At 67.9% G+C, this 19,488-nt stretch carries 21 protein-coding genes; 14 read left to right on the top strand and 7 right to left on the bottom strand.

Translation table 11 applies throughout. From position 1 onward, the window contains the following. Positions 1–53 precede the first annotated feature (53 nt). Positions 54–563 carry a ferritin-like domain-containing protein gene (locus MNI96_RS16680; protein ID WP_249694996.1) on the bottom strand — a complete coding sequence of 170 codons (510 nt, stop codon included), beginning with the start codon at positions 561–563 and terminating at the stop codon, positions 54–56. 152 nt (positions 564–715) lie between these two features. Between MNI96_RS16680 and MNI96_RS16675 the strand changes: the two genes are divergently transcribed. Next, positions 716–1,063 carry a hypothetical protein gene (locus tag MNI96_RS16675; RefSeq protein WP_249694994.1) on the top strand — a complete coding sequence of 116 codons (348 nt, stop codon included), beginning with the start codon at positions 716–718 and terminating at the stop codon, positions 1,061–1,063. Between the two features lie 28 nt (positions 1,064–1,091). Here MNI96_RS16675 and MNI96_RS16670 read toward each other — a convergent pair whose 3' ends face one another. After that, positions 1,092–1,601 carry a hypothetical protein gene (locus MNI96_RS16670; RefSeq protein WP_249694992.1) on the bottom strand — a complete coding sequence of 170 codons (510 nt, stop codon included), beginning with the start codon at positions 1,599–1,601 and terminating at the stop codon, positions 1,092–1,094. 187 nt (positions 1,602–1,788) lie between these two features. On the opposite strand from MNI96_RS16670, the gene MNI96_RS16665 reads away from it, so the two are divergent. The 3 genes from MNI96_RS16665 to MNI96_RS16655 are packed head-to-tail and all read left to right on the top strand — an operon-like array spanning position 1,789 to position 3,220. Beyond that, on the top strand, positions 1,789–2,388 hold the full coding sequence (locus tag MNI96_RS16665) for a hypothetical protein (RefSeq protein ID WP_249694990.1): 600 nt from the start codon (positions 1,789–1,791) through the stop codon (positions 2,386–2,388). Beyond that, positions 2,385–2,882: a (2Fe-2S)-binding protein gene (locus tag MNI96_RS22110; protein WP_502960352.1), complete on the top strand. Its 498-nt coding sequence runs from the start codon at positions 2,385–2,387 to the stop codon at positions 2,880–2,882. Before MNI96_RS16665 ends, MNI96_RS22110 begins: the two co-directional genes overlap by 4 nt. After that, positions 2,879–3,220, top strand: a complete 342-nt coding sequence (locus MNI96_RS16655; protein ID WP_249694988.1) for a RidA family protein — start codon at positions 2,879–2,881, stop codon at positions 3,218–3,220. Before MNI96_RS22110 ends, MNI96_RS16655 begins: the two co-directional genes overlap by 4 nt. 60 nt (positions 3,221–3,280) lie before the next feature. Here MNI96_RS16655 and MNI96_RS16650 read toward each other — a convergent pair whose 3' ends face one another. Continuing rightward, the gene (locus MNI96_RS16650) at positions 3,281–4,156 is read right to left on the bottom strand and encodes a universal stress protein (RefSeq protein ID WP_249694987.1); all 876 of its coding nucleotides are present in this window, start codon (positions 4,154–4,156) and stop codon (positions 3,281–3,283) included. Positions 4,157–4,283: 127 nt separating this feature from the next. Between MNI96_RS16650 and MNI96_RS16645 the strand changes: the two genes are divergently transcribed. Together MNI96_RS16645 and MNI96_RS16640 are read left to right on the top strand one after the other, a co-directional pair. Further along, positions 4,284–4,499, top strand: coding sequence for a helix-turn-helix domain-containing protein (locus tag MNI96_RS16645; RefSeq protein WP_249694985.1), 216 nt, complete (start codon positions 4,284–4,286; stop codon positions 4,497–4,499). After that, positions 4,499–6,229 (top strand): cation:proton antiporter, encoded by a 1,731-nt coding sequence (locus MNI96_RS16640; RefSeq protein WP_249694984.1) that lies wholly within the window; start codon positions 4,499–4,501, stop codon positions 6,227–6,229. Before MNI96_RS16645 ends, MNI96_RS16640 begins: the two co-directional genes overlap by 1 nt. A gap of 17 nt (positions 6,230–6,246) precedes the next feature. Here MNI96_RS16640 and MNI96_RS16635 read toward each other — a convergent pair whose 3' ends face one another. The 3 genes from MNI96_RS16635 to MNI96_RS16625 all read right to left on the bottom strand — a co-directional run bounded on the left by MNI96_RS16635 (position 6,247) and on the right by MNI96_RS16625 (position 9,426). Beyond that, the gene (locus MNI96_RS16635) at positions 6,247–7,563 is read right to left on the bottom strand and encodes a M20/M25/M40 family metallo-hydrolase (protein ID WP_249694981.1); all 1,317 of its coding nucleotides are present in this window, start codon (positions 7,561–7,563) and stop codon (positions 6,247–6,249) included. A gap of 32 nt (positions 7,564–7,595) precedes the next feature. Then, positions 7,596–8,411: an aspartate dehydrogenase domain-containing protein gene (locus tag MNI96_RS16630; RefSeq protein WP_249694980.1), complete on the bottom strand. Its 816-nt coding sequence runs from the start codon at positions 8,409–8,411 to the stop codon at positions 7,596–7,598. Positions 8,412–8,550: 139 nt separating this feature from the next. Then, positions 8,551–9,426 carry an ABC transporter substrate-binding protein gene (locus MNI96_RS16625; RefSeq protein ID WP_249694978.1) on the bottom strand — a complete coding sequence of 292 codons (876 nt, stop codon included), beginning with the start codon at positions 9,424–9,426 and terminating at the stop codon, positions 8,551–8,553. A 119-nt stretch (positions 9,427–9,545) separates the two neighbouring features. Between MNI96_RS16625 and MNI96_RS16620 the strand changes: the two genes are divergently transcribed. Continuing rightward, positions 9,546–10,574 (top strand): phosphotriesterase family protein, encoded by a 1,029-nt coding sequence (locus MNI96_RS16620; RefSeq protein WP_249694976.1) that lies wholly within the window; start codon positions 9,546–9,548, stop codon positions 10,572–10,574. 7 nt (positions 10,575–10,581) lie between these two features. On the opposite strand, the gene MNI96_RS16615 is transcribed toward MNI96_RS16620, so the two are convergent. Further along, a complete protein-coding gene (locus MNI96_RS16615) occupies positions 10,582–11,259 on the bottom strand; it encodes a GntR family transcriptional regulator (protein WP_249694974.1) in 678 nt (225 codons plus the stop codon). 122 nt (positions 11,260–11,381) lie between these two features. Here MNI96_RS16615 and MNI96_RS16610 point away from each other — a divergent pair, with 122 nt between their 5' ends. From MNI96_RS16610 to MNI96_RS16580, 7 genes are all read left to right on the top strand, one after another. Then, a complete protein-coding gene (locus MNI96_RS16610) occupies positions 11,382–12,026 on the top strand; it encodes a GntR family transcriptional regulator (protein ID WP_249694972.1) in 645 nt (214 codons plus the stop codon). 344 nt (positions 12,027–12,370) lie between these two features. Continuing rightward, a complete protein-coding gene (locus tag MNI96_RS16605; protein WP_249694969.1) occupies positions 12,371–13,063 on the top strand; it encodes an amino acid ABC transporter permease in 693 nt (230 codons plus the stop codon). A gap of 22 nt (positions 13,064–13,085) precedes the next feature. After that, the gene (locus MNI96_RS16600) at positions 13,086–13,976 is read left to right on the top strand and encodes a dihydrodipicolinate synthase family protein (RefSeq protein ID WP_249694967.1); all 891 of its coding nucleotides are present in this window, start codon (positions 13,086–13,088) and stop codon (positions 13,974–13,976) included. 16 nt (positions 13,977–13,992) lie between these two features. Beyond that, positions 13,993–16,902 carry an FAD-dependent oxidoreductase gene (locus tag MNI96_RS16595; RefSeq protein ID WP_249694965.1) on the top strand — a complete coding sequence of 970 codons (2,910 nt, stop codon included), beginning with the start codon at positions 13,993–13,995 and terminating at the stop codon, positions 16,900–16,902. A 2-nt stretch (positions 16,903–16,904) separates the two neighbouring features. Next, the gene (locus MNI96_RS16590) at positions 16,905–17,633 is read left to right on the top strand and encodes an amino acid ABC transporter ATP-binding protein (RefSeq protein WP_249694963.1); all 729 of its coding nucleotides are present in this window, start codon (positions 16,905–16,907) and stop codon (positions 17,631–17,633) included. 10 nt (positions 17,634–17,643) lie between these two features. Continuing rightward, on the top strand, positions 17,644–19,053 hold the full coding sequence (hydA, locus tag MNI96_RS16585) for a dihydropyrimidinase (protein WP_249694961.1): 1,410 nt from the start codon (positions 17,644–17,646) through the stop codon (positions 19,051–19,053). 21 nt (positions 19,054–19,074) lie between these two features. Beyond that, positions 19,075–19,485, top strand: coding sequence for a DUF3830 family protein (locus MNI96_RS16580; protein WP_186389109.1), 411 nt, complete (start codon positions 19,075–19,077; stop codon positions 19,483–19,485). Positions 19,486–19,488: the final 3 nt, after the last annotated feature.

The raw sequence follows: 19,488 nt of genomic DNA, 5'->3' as shown, positions 1-19,488 counted from the left end.
CCGGGGGAGATTATTCGTAAGGTCCGGCGGCCTCGGTGCCCGCAAGCGGCCGATCAGCGCTTCGCCTCGTCCAGGTCGGCGCTTTCTCGCGACAGATATGTCTGGGTCACGCCGGGAATGTGATCGGCAAGCCAGGATGCCATGGCTTCCTCCTCGCGGCAGATCGCCTCGCAGACGCGCGCCGTCTCCGCGTCGCCGACCGCCTCGGCCGCGGAGATGAGAATGCGGTAAGAGGCGACCTCGAAGTGCTCGAAGGCATAGCTGGTCAGCAGGCCCTTCATAACCTCGTCGCCCGACATCATCGCTCCCATACCCTGCATCATCGCAGACATCCTCGCGGCCATGTCCTTCATCGAGGAACTGGATGCGCCGCGCCGCTCGATGCAGCTCTCCAACCGCTCGCGCTGGGAGCGGGTTTCCTCCAAGTGTTGCCGGATGCGGGAGGCGAGTTCCGGATAGCTTTCGATGCGCGAGGCCTGGGTCTTGAGCATCTGCTCGGCCTGTTCTTCCATCGCATGGGCGTCGCGCAGCCACTGGTTCAGCGTTTCGTTCATGTCGGTCATGTCGATCTCCTTTTCGAGGACCGTCCAATCGACCGGACGCTGCATTGTTCCAAGGCTTGGCGGCTGAGGCGAGAGGAACAATCGCCCGTGCCTCGGGTTTGATCGTTGGATGGGCGGCGCGAGGTGCGCCCCGCGAACAGGAGCAGACAGCCATGGGCCGGGAACTCGACGATCACCAGACGGCCGCCAATGTGCGCGGGGACATCCAGAAGGGGCGGACCGGCGACAAGGTGCCGGGCTTCGATCCGGCGGCGGCGCCCATGGAGACCGACGCCGAAGCCGCCGGCACGCAGCCGCCCCCGCCGACCGGCGAGGCCCGCCGGACGGCAGAAGCTGCAAGCGAGGACACGACGCCGCCGTATGCCTACGCCTCGTCCCGTGCCTCCGCCATGCGCCCCTTCGACAGGCAACCGCAGAGGTCTCCCACACGGATGGTTACCGTCGCGATGATCGCGGCCGCGGTGGTCGCGCTCCTGATCGTTGCCGCCGTCATCTGGTGACCGGCGGGCGCGCAGGCCTTGGCCGCTCTCAGTCCGGCGGGGCGCCGGGACCGGTGGCAAGCGTCGAGACGAGTTTCTGCGGCCCGTCCATTTCGCGCGCGATCAGCGCGCCAGCGGCAAGGCCCGTCCCCATCGCGACCATCGCCGCCGCCACCGACCTCGCCTGCAGCACGAGTTCCCAGCCCGGCCGCAGGCGTTTGGGGACCACGGCATAATCGACCAGCGCCGCCAGCAATGTGGTTCCGAAAGCGCGGGCGACAAGGCTGCGCGGCGGTGTATTGGCCGGGCGCGGGGCAGCCAGCGCGAAGATTGCACCCCAGAAGAATGCAGAGCCGACGTTTATGCCGAGGCCTGAACCGGTATGTGCAAGATCGATCTCATCGCGCGCTGCATCCTTCGGCCCCCAAAGGACATGGCTCGTCGCGTTGAGAGGCCGGGCCGCGCCCTTTCCCTCGATGCGCGACAGCAGGGTGATGGCGGTGACCGCGGCGAGCGCCGCTCCCGTCCCGGAAAAAAGCGCCGTTCTCAGATAGGCCATTCGTCTCTCCTCAGGTCACTCGGCGCGGGCGAAGCGCCCGACGCTTACCCCCGCATTGCCGGGGGCCTTCCCCAACTCCCGGCCACCCGATTTTGATCCGCCTGCTTGCGATGCCGCGCCGCCGAAGGATCAAAGCCGATGGGAGGGCGTTAGAGGACACACTCAAAGCGGGCGGAAGGCGGAACCGATGTGGTCCTGGATCAGCGAAAACCATGGCGCCGTCAGCGCTGTCGCCAGCTGTCTGACGCTGGTGGTCTGGCTGCTCTATTTTCAGCTTCTCTATCTCGGATTCCGCAACACCCAGCGCGCCAGCATCCTCATCTCGATCGCCGGCGGCCCTCAACTGGCGGCGGAGTGCATTCTCGCCAATCTCAGCCGCGAGCCGATCTATGTGGAGGCCGTGGCAATCTCGATCCAGGGAGAAGGCGGGGCGAACGTGCGCTCGCTGAGCGACCTGCAGATGGATGCAAGGCGTACCGATGTGCGCAGCGGCGCCATGCAGGGGCCGCTGGGAAGCGGCGAGATGATCATGCTGGGCTCGTTCCGGGACCTTCTGCTGCGCGCCGATTGCGAGCAGACCGGCAATGTTCGCTTCACGCTGACGGCGATCGGGATCTATTCCGGGGGCGACCGTCTGGTGGCGGCGGAGCGGGAGTTTCTGCTGACCGATGGCTGCCTCAGGTCCACCTCGCTGGAGGCGCGACAGTTGCGGTCCTGGCACGAGCGCAAGAGGATGAAGCAGCTGCTGCGTCGCTCCGCGGTGATCGATCGGTCCAGCGCCCAGTGACCTTGCCGGCGCCAGTAGACCTGGAAACCTCCGGCCTACCAGTCGCGCCTTGCGGCAAGCTCGGCCAGCTGATCGGCCAGTTCTGCGGCAAACTCCTGCACCAGCATGGAGAGCGACCGGCCATCGAGATCCGCAGGGGTGATCATCTCGCGTTCGGCGAGCGGGATCTGGCCTATCCGCCTTTTGCCGGCGCGCTGCTTCCGGGGGATGACACGCTGGTCTGTCGCTGCGAGGAGGTGACGGCGGGCGACATCCGGCGCTATGCCTCCATCGGCTGCCTTGGTCCCAACCAGACCAAGGCCTTCGGCCGGGTCGGCATGGGGCCGTGCCAGGGGCGCTATTGCGGGTTGACCGTGACGGAGCTGCTGGCCACCGCCAACGGGCGCAGCCAGGACGAGACCGGCTATTACCGCATCCGGCCGCCGTTGAAGCCGGTGACATTGGGCGAACTGGCGGCACTGGCCGCCTCGCAAAGCAAGGAGACTGTGGAATGATCGAACGCATCGATGTGGCGACGCGCATGAGCAAGATCGTCAAGCACAACGGCGTTGCCTATCTGTGCGGCCAGGTCGGCGAGGGCGAAACCGTCGCGGACCAGACCCGCGAGTGCCTTGCCCGGGTCGAGGCGCTGCTGGACCGTGCCGGCTCCTCGCGCGAGAAGATGCTGCAGGCCATCGTCTGGCTGGCGGACATGAACGACTTCGCCGAGATGAACTCGGTCTGGGATGCCTGGGTGCCGGCCGGCTGCGCGCCCGCCCGCGCCTGCGGCGAGGCCAAGCTCGCGCGGCCCGACCTCAAGGTCGAGATCATCGTCACCGCCGCCTGCGATTGACGCTCCCTGCGGCGGCGGATCGATTCTGCCGCCGCAGCCTGTTCGGGCCTGTTCTCTGCGTCAATCGTCGTCCTGCCCGATCGGACCCGGCGGAATCGCCAACACGTCCATTGTGGCGTTGCGAAGGACCTCCTCCGCGACGCTTCCGAGAATAAATTTCGCAAGGCCGCCGCGCCCGCGCGTGCCGACGACGACCAGTCCGGCCTCGTCCTGCCGCGCCGCGGCCAGGATCTCGTCCGCCGTGCCCGATGCGTCGTGGCGCAACAGATACTCGGCCGGTGCGATGTCGAGATCGTCGAAAAAGGCCGCAAGCTTGCCGGTCGCCTCGCTCCGCTCGGTTTCCAGATAGTGCTCCTTGTCCTCCTTGTTCAGCGAATGGCCCATGGCAAGCCCGATCGCCGGGGCGTCGAAGACATGGAGGGCGGACAGCCGCGCATGTCCGTGCAAGGCGAGCGCCTGGAAGGTCTCGATCGCCGCGCGCGAGGCGTCGGACAGGTCGGTGGCCAGCAGGACGTTGCGATAGGGACCGACCGGAGGCGCGTTGGCCATCAGCACCGGGCAGGCGACGAAGCGGATGGCGCGTTCGGCCGTTGTGCCGACGAAAGCGTCGCGCAGCACCTGACGGCGATGCGGGCCGAGCACGAGAAGATCCGGCATCTCATCTTCGCTCGCCTGCGCGATGCCGGCAAACGGCGAGGCGAGAACCACGCGGGTCTCGCAAGCCACCCCGTCGATCCGGCGCAGCGTAGCAGACTGCTCGGCAAGCAGGCGGAGCGCCACCTCGCGTTCGGCCTCGACGATCCGCATCGACTGATCGTCGTCGACCACGTGAACCAGCGACAGCCGCGCCCCCGTCTGCCGTGCCAGCAAAGTGGCGCGCCGCAGGGCCCGGTCGGACCGTTCGGAAAAATCGGTGGCCACCATGATTGTCTTCATTGTGCGTTTTCTCCGCCGTTCCCTAGCCTACACAGACATGAAAAAAGGACGCTTTCCTTGATCTGGGTCAGGCAAGAAGGATCATATTTCGCTATTTTGGAACAAACACTCCCAAAATGGCATGTGCATGACCCGGGATCAGTATCAGACAGTCAGGGAGGTCGCCGAGCGCCTGAAGATCAGCGAGGCGACGGTGCGGCTGTGGATCCGAAGCGGCGAATTGCGGGCGATCGATATCGGCAAGGGGTGGCGGATTGCCGACAGTGATTTCGATGCCTTCCTGAACAACCATGCGACACGGGCACGGCCGGATGCGGCGGCGCCCGAGGACAGGAGTGCCTGATGGATATGCTGATCCAGTCTCCGTTTGCAGAGGTTGCCGTCTTGCTCGTGATGGCTGCGGCCGTCGGACTGGTCGGCATCCTGCTCCGGCAACCGTTGATCGTCAGCTTCATCGCGGTCGGCCTGATCGCTGGTCCCTCGGCGCTGGATCTCGTTCATGCCGATGAGCAGATCGCGTTGCTCGCGGAGCTCGGCATTGCCGTCCTGCTGTTTCTCGTCGGCATCAAGCTGGACGTGAAGCTGATCCGTTCGCTCGGCGCGGTGTCGCTGTTGACCGGGCTCGGTCAGGTCGCCTTCACCTCGTTCTTCGGCTATCTGATCGGCCTTGCGCTCGGGCTCGGTCACACGACGAGCCTCTATGTGGCTGTGGCCCTGACCTTCTCCTCGACGATCATCATCGTGAAGCTGCTGTCCGACAAGCGCGAGATCGATTCGCTGCATGGGCAGATCGCCCTCGGCTTCCTCATCGTCCAGGATCTGGTCGTGGTGCTGGCGATGATCGTGCTGTCGGCCATCGGCATCGGCGCGGCCACTGAGGGGGCGGGAGGCCATGGCGGCGGCTCGGTGCTGACGGTGCTGGTCTCCGGCATCGCCATGGTTGCGCTGGTGGTCCTCTTCGTCCGCTTCGTCGCCACGCCGCTGACCGAGCGGCTGGCGCGGGCGCCGGAGCTGCTGGTGATCTTCGCCATCGCCCAGGCGGCGATGTTCGCCGCCATCGGCGACGCCGTGGGGCTCGGCAAGGAGGTCGGCGGGTTGCTGGCTGGCGTCTCGCTCGCCTCCACGCCCTATCGCGAGACCATCGCGGCGCGGCTGGCGCCGCTGCGCGACTTCCTGCTGCTGTTCTTCTTCATCGCGCTCGGCGCGACGCTCGACCTGTCGCTGCTGGGCGCGCATGTGACCGGCGCCATCATCTTTTCGCTCTTCGTGCTGATCGGCAATCCCTTGATCGTACTGGCGATCATGGGGGCGATGGGCTACCGCAAGCGCACCGGGTTCCTGGCCGGCTTGACCGTGGCTCAGATCAGCGAATTCTCGCTGATCTTCATCGCCATGGGCGTCTCGCTCGGGCATGTGCGGGAAGATGCGCTCGGCCTCGTCACGATGGTCGGCCTCGTCACCATCGCGGCCTCGACCTACATGATCACCTATTCCCACCAGCTCTATGCCCTGTGCGAGCCGCTGCTCGGCGTGTTCGAGCGCAGGGGCACACCGCGCGAGCCGAGCGAGGCGGCGGCGCATGAGGATACCGGCCACAAGGTGATCGTCTTCGGCCTGGGCCGCTTCGGCACGGCGATCGGCATGCGGCTGAAGCGCCGGGGCATCCGCGTGCTCGGCGTCGACTTCAATCCGCTGGCGGTGCGGCGATGGCGCGAACTCGGCCTGGAGACCGAGTTCGGCGATGCCACCGATCCGGAGTTCATCTCCGAACTGCCGATGGCGCATGCCGAGTGGCTGGTGTCGACCGTGCCGAGCCATGTGACCGGGCTCAGCCAGGAGGATCCGCGCACGACCCTGCTGCAACTGGCCCGCAGCGCCGGCTTCGGCGGACGCATCGCCGTCTCCTCGCATCACGCCAGCGACACCGAGGCGATGGTCGCGGCCGGAGCGGACATGGTGCTGGAGCCGTTCCAGGACGCTGCCGACCGCGCCGTCGAGCTGCTCTGCGGCGCCCGCGAGGAGGAGCGTACGCTCATCCCGCAGATCGGGAGCGAGGAGAGGGAGGCTTCCTGAGGCCGTGGCCGCCGCAGCTATCCTTCGGCCTTCGCGACCCCGCACCACTGCGCGATGATGCCGGCGACGGCACCGACGAAGCGTACATGGTCGTCGGCATCGACCCATTCGTCGGTGCCGTCGTTCTGGCTGAGATCGCCGCAGAGCGGGCCGATGCCGATGGTCGGGATGCCCTTCTGGATCATCGGGTTGCGGATGTCGCTGCCCGTATGCATCGGGTTCACATGCGCCTCCAGGCCGCAGACCCCGCGGATCGCCTCATGGGCCGCGAGCAGCAGCGGATGGTCGCCCGGTACCTCGGCGCCTGTCGTGCCGCTGTCCCAGACGATGCGCGGCGGGTTTTCCGCCAGCCAGGGATCGCTCGCGGCAGCCTCCGCCACCGCCGCCTCGATCTGCGCGCAGACGTCGGAGAGCTTTTCCGGCGGCGGGAAGGCGAGCGCTGCGCCGAGCGTGCAGCGTGTCGCAAGGCGGGCGAGCCGCTTCGGGTCGCCGGCCGAGATGTAGGACATCATGATGTTGGTCGAGCGGCCGACTTCGCCGTGCAGCGCAGGATGGTGCACCGCCTCGCCGCGCCGGGCATCGAGCCGCCTCAAGGCCTCCCAGATGACGAAGGCCTTGTCGATGGCGTTGACGCCGAGGTGCCCGAAGGCGGTCTGCAGCGGTTCGGTCGTCGGCGGCGGGCAGCCCTCGACGATCACCCGGAACTCGACCTGGCCTGAGGCCAGCGCCTTGATCTCGCGCAGCCCGGCGCCGGACTCGGCCGGATGCAGGTAGAGCGCGGCATCCGCCGTCATCCCCTCCTGCATCAGCCGCGAGACGCCGCGGGCATGACGCTTGCTCGGTGTGCTGGCGATTAGCACGTCGCCGGCCGGTCGAAGGCCGAGCAAGGCGAGCAGCTCCAGCGCCTGCAATCCGGCGACGACGCCGGAGAGATCGTCGGCAACGCCCCAGCCGTAAAGCCGGCCGTTGTCGACCTCGCCGGCGAACGGGTCGTGCCGCCAGCGGTCGGTGCCGGTGACGGGCTCGCCGTCGGGATGGGCGAAGAGGATCAGGCTGCGGCCGTTTCCCGTCCCCTTGCAGCGTGCGATGATGCTGGTGCGCGCCTGCGGATCGATGGCCGTCTCGCCGGCGAACTCCTCGATCATGCGCACATCCGCCGGATTGTAGGAGCTGGCCTCGACGGTGCAGCCGAGCGCCTCGGCGGTTTCGGCGAACAGGGTCTGGACCGCCGCCTCGCCGTCCTTGCCGGCGCGGACATAGGTCCGCAGCCCGTCGAGGATGCGTGCGTGCTCGCGCGCCGAAGCGCCGGCGATGTCCTGCAGGATCGATGTCACGGTGGTCTCCCTGTCGGTCTTTCTGTCGGCGGTCACGTGGCAATGGCCGCCGCGCGGCGCTGCAAGAGGCGCATGACGCTGAACGTCGTGTAGTCGAGCGGATCGTGATGGACGGGCGCGTCCCGCCCGTCGACGCGAAGATGCACGGGGCCGGAGGCGGAGTGGGCCTCCACCTCGAACCAGGCCTGGGTGACCGTCGGATCTGCGACCAGCGTCACCCGAGTCTCGTCGAGGCCGAGACCGGCCAGCGCGACGCCGATGGTGACATTGAGATGTCCGGGAAACTGCGCGGCGATCTCGCGGGCGCTCGCCTCCAGGAAGACTGCCGGCTCGCGCAAGCCCTCAAGGCGGATGAAGCGGTCCGCGCCCATCGCCTGCCAACGCTCCTGCGGATAGCCGATGCGCATCCCGACACGGGCAAGGCCGTTTTCGCGGGCGGCAGTCAGGAAGCCGATGGAGCCCAGCGCTCCGGCCGGCACCTCGATGCGCCCCGGGCCCTTGGCAGCGGCCTGCTTCAGCCGGATTTCCGCATCGCGGTCGGCAAAGGCGCCGAGCGACAGCGGCAGGATATCGCAGCCGGAGGCGAGCAGGGCAGGGGCTGCCTCGACCAGCGTTGCGGCGGAGGCGCATTCCACCGCGACGGTCGGCCGGGCTTTCAGGAAGCTGTCGATGTCGGTGCAGATCGCGGCGTTGGGGGCAAGGGCGCTCGCATCGCTCGCCTGGCGCTCGCGCACCAGAAGCGCGGCAAGCTGCGGTCCCTCGGCCGCATCGCGGAAGCGGGCGGCAAGGCGTCTGCCGATGGGCCCGAAGCCGATGACCCCGAGCCTGTCCCGGGGGCGGGTGCTCATGGCGATATCCAAATGAGAAGGCATGAGTGCGGCGGCGGCGATGGGGCGCCGTCCGCCGCAGGCCCTGCCGGGCGCCGGGGCGCCTGGCAGGGCCGGGAGAGCAGGGCCGGGCAGTCGAGCCCGGCCGTCAGACCTGACCTCAGGCCGGTCCGGGGCCGCTGATCGCGAACTTCTCTTCCTCGATGGTCAGCACGCCGTAGCGTGTGAACAGCTCGTCGTAGAAACCGCTGGCGCGCAGGTCGTTGAGGACGCCCACGACCGCCTCTGCCAGCGTCTTGTCGGCGAAGGCGAACGTTGCGGTCTGCGGGAACAGGCCGGCGATGGCGCGGGTGAAGTCGTCGCGGTCTTCGAGGAACTTCGCGGTCGCATCGATCGAGGTCGCAGCGTCGACCTGGCCGGCGCGCAGGGCCTGGAAGGCTTCCGAGAAGTTGTTGAACACGCGCACGGTGATGCCTTCGAGACCGGCATTCTTGAGCATGTCGTCGACTTCGCGGGTGCGGCGCTCCTCGATGCCGCCGAGCTCGACGCCGACGGACAGGCCGGCCAGCTCTTCCCACTTGGTGATGTTCTTCGGGTTGCCCTTGGGAACCAGGAAACTCACGGCGGCGCGCTCGTAGGGCACCATGTACATCAGCTTGGAACGCTCTTCGGTCCAGAAGATGCCGGTGTTGATCATGTCCCAGCGGCCGGCGGCAAGCCCCGGCACCATCGCCGCGAACTCGACCTTGATGTATTCCGGCGTCAGGCCGAGCTTGGAGGCGATCTCCTTGCCGAGTTCGATGCGCATGCCCTGCACTTCGCCCTTGTCGTCGACGAACTGGAGCGGGGGCAGGGTCGGGTTGGTGCTCATCACGAGCGTGCCCGGCTTGATGATGTGCGGCGGGGCGAGCGCCGGCTGCGCAAAGGCCGCCCGGCCGCCGAGGGCGAGACCGGCGCCGGTGGCCGCGGCACCCAGGAGCACGCTGCGGCGAGAGAGACCTGCGCCGAGGATGCGATCGAATCCGTTGTTTTTCATGAGGTTATCTTCCGCTCTGGTTGGTTTGATGAGGCCTGTTTTTATATTGTATTAGGACGGTATACCATTTATATGCGGTCTGCAAGCAGTCAAAATCAACCACAATCAGGGAGGTCTGCATGGTGCGGGCGGGGACGGTTCAGACGGTGTGCGGCCCGGTCGCGCCGGAGGCGCTCGGCTACGCGTTGATGCACGAGCACCTGTTGTGCGACCTGACCCTACCGGCGCGGCGCGGCTGCGGCCTGCCCGAGGTGGAGATCACGCTGGAGAACGTCTTCGACGTCACCTACCGGCCGAACGACTATCACGGCAACCACCGCCTCCAGGACCTTGCCATCGCGACATCCGAGACCCGCCGCTTCGCGCAGGCGGGCGGCGGCACCATCGTCGAGATGACCACCGGCGGGCTTTGCCCGGACCCGAAGGGGCTCGCCGCGATCTCGGCCGAGACCGGCGTTCATGTTGTGCTCGGCGCCGGCTTCTATACCGAAGGCTATCAGGACGAGGCGGTGCTGGCGCTGCCGCTCGAGGCGCTGGCCGATATCGTCACGGCGCAGGTCGAGGAAGGCGCCTGGGGCACCGATATCCGCTGCGGCATCATCGGCGAGATCGGTTGTTCCTGGCCGCTGACCCCATTCGAGCGGCGCTCGCTTGCCGCCGGGGCCATCGCCCAGCAGCGCACCGGCGCGGCAATCACGGTGCATCCCGGCCGCCATCCCGACGCCCCGCACGAGATCCTCGACGTCCTTCAGGCCGCGGGCGCGGACCTTTCCCGCGTCATCATCGACCACATGGACCGCACCTATGACAGCGTCGAACAGGTGGTCGCGCTGGCGCGGCGCGGCTGCGTCGTCGAGTACGATTTCTTCGGTATCGAGCAGTCGCAATACTGGATGGCGGTCGCCGACCTTCCGACCGACTACATGCGCATCCATGCGGTGCGGCGGCTGTTCGAGGAAGGGCTCGGCGGCAATGTCGTCCTGTCGCACGACATCTGCACCCGCTCGCGCCTGCAGTGCCATGGCGGCCATGGCTATGCGCACATGCTGCGCAACGTCATCCCCCTGATGCGCGACCGGGGTTTCGCGCAATCCGAGATCGACCTCCTGCTGAAGCGGACGCCGGCGCGGTTGCTGACGCTCGTCTGAGCGCGCCTCAGTCCGTCATGTTGAGGTGCTTGCGGGCGAAGTCGATCAGGCTGACGATGTGGCTCGCCACCGTCCGGCGCACGGCGTCGGCATCCTGCCGCTGCAAGGCGTCGATGATCATCAGGTGCTCGGTCGAATCCGGTGTCAGGCGATCCTTCAGCCGGCCGATCTCGAACAGCCTCGTTGTTGCGCGCAGGTTGCGCAGCACCTGGGCCATCACGTCGTTGCCGCAATGGTCGATGATCAGCCCGTGCAGGTGGTCGTCGGAGAACCAGTGCGCATCGGTGTGATAGCTGGTCGTGCCCATCAGGTCGTCGATCTCGCGGCGAACCTCTATCAGCTTGCGGCTGGGAATGCTCCCCATCGCCTGCACCGCCGCCTCCGGCTCGATCAGCAGGCGCAGCTTCAGGCTCTGGATGTACTCGCCGATATCGACGTGCCGCACCACGTAGTTGCGCCCGTCGCCCTTGTGGACGAGGCCTTCGCCTTCCAGCCGCTGCAGGGCTTCGCGCAAGGGCGTACGAGAGACGCCCAGCGTCTCGGCGAGCCTCGCCTCGACGATGACATGGCCCCCACCGAGCTTGCGGTGGCGAATCATGTCCGACACGGCGTTGTAGGCCAGCGCCGCGAGGCTGTGGCTTCCGCGGGCGGACGCGGCGCCGCCGTTTTCCTCCGTAACGCTCACTTGGCTTGCCCCTCCGAAGGCGTGGTATTGCGCGGGTCCGACCTCATGCGAAATGCTTGCCCTTGGCAAAAGGCATGCGGCATAGCAGTCCTGATCGTCAAATGGTGAAGTGGAGACGGCAGATGGCCGAACAGGAAACCGGCACGGAGACGAGTCTCGCGGACGAGACCTATCGCGCCTTGCTGGAGGAGATCTTGTCGGCACAGCTTGCCGGAGGAGTCGTCATTCAGGAGCGGCGTCTTGCCGCCCGCCTCGGCGTGTCGCGCTCGCCGATGCGCGACGCGCTCGGCCGGTTGGAAGGGCAGGGGCTTTTGGTGCGCAACGGCAAGAGCATGCTCACCGTGCGCGTTATCACCCTGAAGGACTATCTCAACAGCCTGACCATGCGCCTCTTGGTCGAGCCGACGGCGGCCGCGCTCGCCTGTCCCGAGATCACTGAGGGCAAGCTCGCCGAGCTCGCCGCCATGCTGCAATCCATCGAGGACGATCCCGATCCCGATCCGGCGGTGATCTGGCGCTTCGACGATGCGCTGCACCAGGGGCTGGGCGAGGCGAGCGGCAATCCGTTCATGGCCGAGACCATCGTCCAGATGCGCCGCTACACGACGATCTTCGAGCGGCAGCGGCGGCTGGCACAGCGCAAGCCGGGCCTCGAGGACCACCGCGAGATCCTCGCAGCGCTTGCCGCGCGCGATGCCGAGGCCGCGCGCCAGAGCATGGCGCAGCACTTGGAAAAGGTGCGCCAGCGGGTTCTTTCCACTTACTGAGATCGCCGCCGGGCGGGACGAGACGGGCGCCATCTGTGCCTTTCGGAAACGGCCTGGGGAGGCCTTGCGGGAGAGGCGTGCACAGGTCCGACAAAGGGACTTGCGCATGTCCTGTTGCTGTGTATTAAATCGGTATACCAAATGAATGCGGGAAAAGCAAACCAACCCGTGGCCCCATCTCACCCCGCTGTCTCTTCCCCCTTGGAAGGGCGCGATCCTGTCGCTGGCGCTTGCATGTCGTTCGACCCGTTCCATCCCCGAAAGCCTGCAGCCGGTCCCCGGCCTGCTCCCCTCGGGGAGGCGGTGCCGCCCGCCTCCTGCCGCACCCGATAGAAAGGCCCGCCATGTCAGTCTGGAACTGGTCAGGTTTCTTCAGCTATCTCACCAACGCCTATATTCTCGAAGGCGTGTTCACGACGATCTGGCTGACCTGCGTCTCGCTTTTGTGCGGCCTGTTGCTCGGCTTCCTCATCGCCCTGATGCGGCGGTCGAAGCTGCAGGTGCTGCGCGCCGTCGCCTGGTTCTACATCTGGTTGTTCCGCGGCACGCCGCTCCTGGTGCAGCTCATCGTCATCTACACGGCGCTGCCGCAGCTCGGCATCCGCTTCTCGGTGGTGGAGGCGGCCTTGATCGGCCTTGCGCTCAACGAGGCGGCCTATCTCGCCGAGATCATCCGTGCGGGCATCGAGGCGGTGCCGGAAGGCCAGTCGCGGGCCGCCCGGGCGCTCGGCATGACCGAGCGCCAGATCATGCGCTACATCATCATGCCGCAGGCCTTCAAGGTGATCATCCCGCCGCTCGGCAACTCGGTGAACGGCCTGCTGAAGACCACTTCCGTCACCTCGGTCATCTCCATGGAAGAGCTGCTGCGCCGCACGCAGGTGCTCATCCAGGAGAAGTTCATGGTGCTGGAGCTCTTCGCGGTCGCGGCCCTCTACTACCTCATCCTCACGACGCTCTGGGACTTCGTCCAGCGACGCATCGAACGCCGGTTCGGCCAGTCGACCGCCGCCGTGGGTCTCACGGAAAAGCGCTGAATCTCCATAAGGGTACCTTCATATGTCCACGAAATTTCGCGGCGTCTTCACCGTGATGATCACGCCGGTCGACGGCAACGGAACGCCCGACCTTTCAGCCCTCGCGGCCTTCACCGACTGGCAGATCCGCGAGGGCGTGCACGGCCTCATCCCGCTCGGCTCCACCGGCGAGTTCCTGTCGCTGTCCGAGGAGGACAAGGATGCGGTGGCGCGCACGGTGATCGACACCGCCGCCGGCCGGGTGCCGGTGCTGATCGGCACCGGCGCGGAGGACACACGCGAATGCGTCCGGCTCGCCCGCAAGGCGCAGGAGATGGGCGCGGACGGCGTGATGATCATCCCGCCGTTCTACTCCACCCCCACCGACGACGAGCTGGTCGAGCACTACCGCACCATCGCGGCGGCGATCTCGATCCCGATCATGGTCTACAACAACCCGGCGACGTCGAATGTCGACATGAAGCCGGAGCTGCTGGCCCGCATCGCCGAGATCGACGGCTGCGACTACGTCAAGGAATCCACCCTCGAGGTGACGCGCATTCGCGACATCGTCCGCCTTGCCGGCGACCGCATGGTGCCGTTCGGCGGCATCCTGGGGTTCGAATCCTTCGTGATGGGCGCGCAGGGCTGGGTGGCGGTCGCCTCCAACGTCGCGCCGGGGCCGATGTCGCGCATCTTCACGCTTGCTGCCGACGACAAGGATTACGATGCGGCCCGCGCGCTCTATCTGGAGTGGTTGCCGATCATCCAGGCGGTCGGCGGCCAGGCCTATGTCGCGGGCACCAAGTCGCTGCTCTCGCATATGGGCTTTGCGACCGGCGCACCACTGCCGCCGCGCCTGCCGCTACCGCCCGCACAGGATGCGCAGATGAAGGCGCTGGTCGAGCGGTTCGGCCTGCGCTTCGAGACCTGACCGGAGGCAGACGCCCATGTCCGCTGCGGCCCCGCACGACGCCAGGCCGGCCCCAGACCTCGTGACCGTCCATCTGGATGGCGAGGTGCACCGTGTCGATCCGGGCACGTCCGTCGCCGCAGCCCTTGCGGCCGGCGGGCGGGCGTCCTTCTCGCGCGATGCGGCGGGCCGTCCGCGCGGGCTCTTCTGCGGCATGGGCGTGTGCCACGACTGTCTGGTCACCATAGACGGGCGCACCAGCCAGCGCGCCTGCATGACCAAGGTGCAGGACGGCATGCGGGTCGAGCGGCAGGCTCCGCGGCCCGACATTCTCTCGCCGGCGCTCGCCGATCTTGCACCCGTGCCGGCGGAACTGCCCACTCGTGCCGTCGACGTGCTGGTCGTCGGCGCGGGGCCGGGCGGACTTTCCGCCGCCATTGCCGCCGCCCGTGCCGGCGCCAAGGTCACCCTTGTCGACGAGCGGCCCGCTGCCGGCGGCCAGTTCTACAAGCAGCCCGTCACGCGGGAGGCGCGCCATGCGCTCGCCCGCGACCGGCAGGCGCAGGACGGTGCCGGCCTCGTCGCCGAGGCGCGCGCCTGCGGCGTGGAACTCCTCTCCGGCGTCACCGTCTGGGGCGCCGAGCGCCAGCCGGACGGCGCCCCCGTCCTCGGCTGCCTCGGCCCGGACGGCGCCTTCTATCTGCACCCGCGCGTGCTGGTCATCGCCACCGGTGCGTTCGAGCGGCCGGCCGCGCTCCCCGGCTGGACGCTGCCGGGCGTCATGACGACGGGCGCGGCGCAGACCCTCCTGCGCAGCTATGCGAGCCTTCCCGGACGCCGCTTCGCCATCACCGGCAACGGCCCGCTCAATATCCAGGTCGCCGGCGAGATCCTGCGCCATGGCGGCAAGGTCGTGTGCCTGGCCGACCGGGCCCGCGCGCCCTGGTCGAGCCCGCGCGATGCCATCACCATCCTGCAGGCCGATCCGGCGCTGGCGCTGAAGGGCATGGGCGAGATCGCCGCCCTGCAGCGCGCCGGCGTTTCCATCCGCTGGCAGACCCGCGCCGTCGAGGTGCTGGGCGAGACCTCTGCGCAGGCCGTGCGCCTCGAAGGTCCGTCCGGCGAGGAGGTTCTCGAGGTCGATACCGTGCTGGTCGGCGGCGACTTCGCCCCGTCCAACGAGCTGTCGCGCCTGCTCGGCCTTGCCCATGTGGTTGCCGGCGACGGCACGCTGGTCGCCCGGTGCGACGAGGCCGGCGAAAGCTCCGACCCGCACGTCCATATCGTCGGCGAGGCCGCGCGCTTCGGCGGGGCTCATGTCGCCATGGCCGCCGGGCGTCTGGCCGGCCTTGCCATCGCGCGCAAGCTCGGGTTTGCCGCGGAGCCCGATCCGGGCGCGCAGCGCCGGCTCAATCGTGCCCGCCGCTTCCAGCAGGCGCTGTGGCAGCTGTTCCGCCCGGCGGAGGACGCGCAGGCCGATGCGGTCGGCACGCTGTCCTGCCGCTGCGAGAGCGTCGCGCTCGGTGTGCTGCGCGAGACGGCTGCCGGCGGTCCGCCGGACATCGCCACCTTGAAGCGCCTGACACGCGCCGGAATGGGCCGCTGCCAGGGCCGCTATTGCGGGCGCACGCTGACTGCGCTTGCGGGGCGTCCGGCCGACGAGACGAGCGGCTTGCTCGCTCCGCAAATGCCGCTGCGCCCGGTGCCGCTGGCAGCGCTTGCCGTCGAGAAGCCCGAATGGGGCGGCCACAAGCGGGCCTTGCTGCCCGAGCGCCCGCCGCTGGACAATCCGGAGCCGCTGCCGATCCGCGAGGTCGCGACGCTCGTCATCGGCGCCGGTATTGCGGGCCTTGCGACCGCGCTCTTCCTCGCCGAGGCGGGGGAGGAGGTGGCGGTGGTCGAGCGCGGCTTCCCCGGCGGGCTCGCCTCGGGCGGCAATGCCGGCAGCCTGCACGCCCAGCTTCTGTCCTTCGACCATGGCGCCAAGGCGGAGGGCGACGGCGGAGCCGCTGCCCGCACCCTGCCGCTGCAGCGCGATGCCATCGACCTGTGGCGGGAGCTCGAGGTGCGGCTCGGCCGCGACTTCGAGATGAAGATCACCGGCGGGCTGATGGTCGCGGAGACCGAGGCGCATCTGCGCTTCCTGGACGAAAAGACCCGCGTCGAGCGCAGCCACGGCATCGACTGCCAGGTGATCGGCCGCGAGGATCTCGCCCGGCTCGAGCCGGGCCTGTCGCCGGCGATGATCGGCGCGGCCTATTGCCCGCAGGAGGGCAAGATCAACCCGCTGGTCGCCACCCGCCATGTGCTGGAGGCCGCTGTCGCGGCCGGCGCCCGCGTGTTCGACCGCACCGAGGTTCTGGCGATCCGGCGCGAGGGGGCGGGCTTCGTCGTGGACACCTCGCGCGGACCCTTGCGCGCCGGGCGTCTCGTCAATGCCGCCGGCGCCTTCGCCGCGCGGATCGGTGCCATGCTCGGGCTCGACGTTCCCGTCTTCGGCGCGCCGCTGCAGATGGTGGTGACCGAAGCCGCCGCGCCCGCCGTTTCCCATCTCGTCGCCCATGCCGACCGGCACCTGACCTTGAAGCAGGCGGCCAACGGCAACTTCCTGATCGGCGGCGGCTGGACGGCGGGCCTCGACCCCGTGCACAGCCATCCGCGCCCGCTGTTCTCCAGCCTTGAAGGCAATCTCTGGGTCGCCCAGCACGTGGTGCCGGGCCTGCGCAAGCTGCATGTGATCCGCAGCTGGGCGGCGATGAACATCAACATCGACGGTGCGCCGATCCTCGGGCAGCACCCGGCGATGCCCGGCTTCTTCAACGCCGTGACGTCCAACGGCTACACGCTCGGCCCCCTGGTCGGGCAGCTGACGGCGGCGCTGGTGCGCGGCCGCGATCCCGGCCGCGACCTTTCGGCCTTTTCCATTTCCCGGTTCCAAGGAGGGTGACCATGATCGAGATCACCGGAGTGACGAAATACTACGGCAAGTTCCCCGTCCTGAAGAACTGCTCGACCAGCGTCGCCAAGGGCGAGGTCGTCGTCGTCTGCGGCCCGTCCGGTTCGGGCAAGTCCACCCTCATCAAGTGCGTCAATGCGCTGGAGCCGATCCAGGAAGGCTCGATCCGGATCGACGGGGTCGAGGTCAACGACCCGCAGACCAACCTTCCCGAGCTGCGCTCGCTGGTCGGCATGGTGTTCCAGAATTTCGAGCTGTTCCCGCATCTCACCATCGAGAACAACATCATGCTGGCGCAGCGCATCGTGCTGAACCGCAACCAGCAGGTCGCCCGCACCAGGACGATGGAACTCCTGGAGCGCGTCGGCATGACCGGACACGCGCACAAGTATCCGGGCCAGCTCTCCGGCGGCCAGCAGCAGCGCGTGGCGATCGCCAGGGCGCTCGCCATGAACCCCAAGGCGATGCTGTTCGACGAGCCGACCTCGGCGCTCGACCCGGAGATGATCTCCGAGGTGCTGGACGTGATGACCTCCCTGGCGCGCGAGGGCATGACGATGATGGTGGTCACCCACGAGATGGGCTTTGCCCGCCGCGTCGCCACCCGCATGATCTTCATCGACCAGGGCGAGATCGTCGAGGACCGGCCGACCGAGGAGTTCTTCACCGCCCGCCACAACCCGCGCACCGAGGCCTTCCTCGGCAAGATCCTTCATCACTGAGGGGCCGACCATGGACCGTTTCGACCTGATCGTGCGCGGCGGCACCATCGCCACCGCCTCGGACGTGTTCCGTGCCGATATCGGCATCCGCAACGGGCGCATTGCCCAGATCGGCGAGGCGCTGACGGGCGAGTGCGAGGTGATCGACGCGAGCGGCAAATATGTGCTGCCCGGCGGCATCGACAGCCATGTCCACGTCTCGCAGCCCTCGGGCGAGGGCATCGTCATGGCCGACGATTTCGAGAGCGGCACGCTCTCGGCCCTGTTCGGCGGCAACACCACCATCATGCCCTTCTGCCTGCAGGAGAAGGGGCGGCCGATGCGCGAGGCGCTGACCGCCTATCACAAGCTGGCCGAGGGCAACTGCTACACCGACGTCAGCTTCCACCTGATCGTCTCCGACCCGACGGATTCGCTGCTCGGCCAGGAACTCCCGGCGCTCGCCGCCGACGGGTATTCCTCGTTCAAGGTCTTCATGACCTACGAGGACCTGCGGCTCAGCGATGCGGAGATCCTCAAGACGCTGGACGTTGCCCGCTCGACGGGCGCCACCGTCATGGTCCATTGCGAGAACGAGGACGCGATCCGCTTTCTCATCGCCAGGCACGAGGCGGCCGGCGACGTCGCCCCGCGCGCCCATGCCTCCACCCGTCCCGTGGCGGTGGAGCGCGAGGCGACGCACCGGGCGCTATCGCTCGCCGAGATCGCCGATGTGCCCATCGTCATCGTCCATGTCTCCAACGGCGAGGCGATGGAGGAGATCGCGCGGGCCCGTGCGCGCGGGCTCAAGGTGGTCGGCGAGACCTGCCCGCAATACCTGGTGCTCACGGCCGAGGATCTCGACGGCATGGATTGGGAGGGGGCGAAGTTCGTCTGCTCGCCGCCGCCGCGCGACAAGGCGGCCCAGGCCGAGTGCTGGCGCGGCATCGAGACGGGCGTCTTCGACCTGTTCTCCTCCGACCACTGCCCGTTCCGCTACGACGACGAACGCGGCAAGCGCAATCCGAAGGGCCTCACCAGCTTCCGGCATATTCCCAACGGCATTCCCGGCGTCGAGACGCGCCTGCCGATCCTCTTCTCCGAAGGGGTGATGAAGGGGCGGATCGACCTGCCGCGCTTCGTCTCGCTGGCCGCCACCGCGCATGCCCGCACCTACGGCCTCTATCCGGAAAAGGGCACCATCGCCATCGGCTCGCATGCCGACCTTGCGATCTGGGACCCCACGGAAAAGCGGACCATCCGCCATGCGGACCTGCATGACGGGGCCGACTACTCGCCCTACGAGGGGCTGGAGATCACCGGTTGGCCGACCACCGTCATCCTCGGCGGCCGGGTGATGGTCCGCGACAACACGCTCGTCGGCGCCAAGGGCGACGGCACCTACCGGTCGGCCCGCACCCGCAGTGCCGCACCGCTCTGAAATCCCAAAGGAGGAAACGACATGAAGATCAAGATCACCGCCGGCCCCTTCACTTTCGATGCGGTGCTGGAGACCGAGAAGGCGCCGGAGACCTGCAAGGCGTTCCTGGCGCGCATGCCCTTTGCCGGGCAGATCGTGCATGTGCGCTGGTCGGGCGAGGGCGTGTGGATCCCGCTCGGCGACCTGTCCTTCGGCGTTGGCTACGAGAACCACACCAGCCACCCGGCGCCGGGCCACATCCTGCTCTATCCCGGCGGCATCAGCGAGACGGAGATCCTGCTCGCCTATGGCGGCGTCGACTTCTCCTCGAAGATGGGCCAGCTCGCCGGCAACCACTTCGTCACGCTGACCTCGAACCTCGACAAGCTGCCCGAGCTCGGCCGCAAGGTCCTGTGGGAAGGCGCGCAGGACATCCGCTTCGAGGCGGCCTGACCC

Origin of the sequence: Stappia sp. WLB 29 (assembly GCF_023507705.1) — a bacterium.
GTDB lineage: Bacteria > Pseudomonadota > Alphaproteobacteria > Rhizobiales > Stappiaceae > Stappia.
Note: the sequence above shows the minus strand (reverse complement) of the source record. Positions and strands in the feature narration are given on the sequence as shown.

Bases quoted from the DNA above. Each gene is read 5' to 3' on its own strand.
- MNI96_RS16655 (WP_249694988.1), top strand. From the start codon at position 2,879: ATGATCGAACGCATCGATGTGGCGACGCGCATGAGCAAGATCGTCAAG.
- MNI96_RS16630 (WP_249694980.1), bottom strand. From the start codon at position 8,411: ATGAGCACCCGCCCCCGGGACAGGCTCGGGGTCATCGGCTTCGGGCCC.
- MNI96_RS16610 (WP_249694972.1), top strand. From the start codon at position 11,382: ATGGCCGAACAGGAAACCGGCACGGAGACGAGTCTCGCGGACGAGACC.
- MNI96_RS16675 (WP_249694994.1), top strand. From the start codon at position 716: ATGGGCCGGGAACTCGACGATCACCAGACGGCCGCCAATGTGCGCGGG.
- MNI96_RS16625 (WP_249694978.1), bottom strand. From the start codon at position 9,426: ATGAAAAACAACGGATTCGATCGCATCCTCGGCGCAGGTCTCTCTCGC.
- MNI96_RS16645 (WP_249694985.1), top strand. From the start codon at position 4,284: ATGACCCGGGATCAGTATCAGACAGTCAGGGAGGTCGCCGAGCGCCTG.
- MNI96_RS16605 (WP_249694969.1), top strand. From the start codon at position 12,371: ATGTCAGTCTGGAACTGGTCAGGTTTCTTCAGCTATCTCACCAACGCC.
- MNI96_RS16680 (WP_249694996.1), bottom strand. From the start codon at position 563: ATGACCGACATGAACGAAACGCTGAACCAGTGGCTGCGCGACGCCCAT.
- MNI96_RS16670 (WP_249694992.1), bottom strand. From the start codon at position 1,601: ATGGCCTATCTGAGAACGGCGCTTTTTTCCGGGACGGGAGCGGCGCTC.
- MNI96_RS16650 (WP_249694987.1), bottom strand. From the start codon at position 4,156: ATGAAGACAATCATGGTGGCCACCGATTTTTCCGAACGGTCCGACCGG.
- MNI96_RS16595 (WP_249694965.1), top strand. From the start codon at position 13,993: ATGTCCGCTGCGGCCCCGCACGACGCCAGGCCGGCCCCAGACCTCGTG.
- hydA (WP_249694961.1), top strand. From the start codon at position 17,644: ATGGACCGTTTCGACCTGATCGTGCGCGGCGGCACCATCGCCACCGCC.
- MNI96_RS16620 (WP_249694976.1), top strand. From the start codon at position 9,546: ATGGTGCGGGCGGGGACGGTTCAGACGGTGTGCGGCCCGGTCGCGCCG.
- MNI96_RS16580 (WP_186389109.1), top strand. From the start codon at position 19,075: ATGAAGATCAAGATCACCGCCGGCCCCTTCACTTTCGATGCGGTGCTG.
- MNI96_RS16640 (WP_249694984.1), top strand. From the start codon at position 4,499: ATGGATATGCTGATCCAGTCTCCGTTTGCAGAGGTTGCCGTCTTGCTC.
- MNI96_RS16590 (WP_249694963.1), top strand. From the start codon at position 16,905: ATGATCGAGATCACCGGAGTGACGAAATACTACGGCAAGTTCCCCGTC.
- MNI96_RS16665 (WP_249694990.1), top strand. From the start codon at position 1,789: ATGTGGTCCTGGATCAGCGAAAACCATGGCGCCGTCAGCGCTGTCGCC.
- MNI96_RS16600 (WP_249694967.1), top strand. From the start codon at position 13,086: ATGTCCACGAAATTTCGCGGCGTCTTCACCGTGATGATCACGCCGGTC.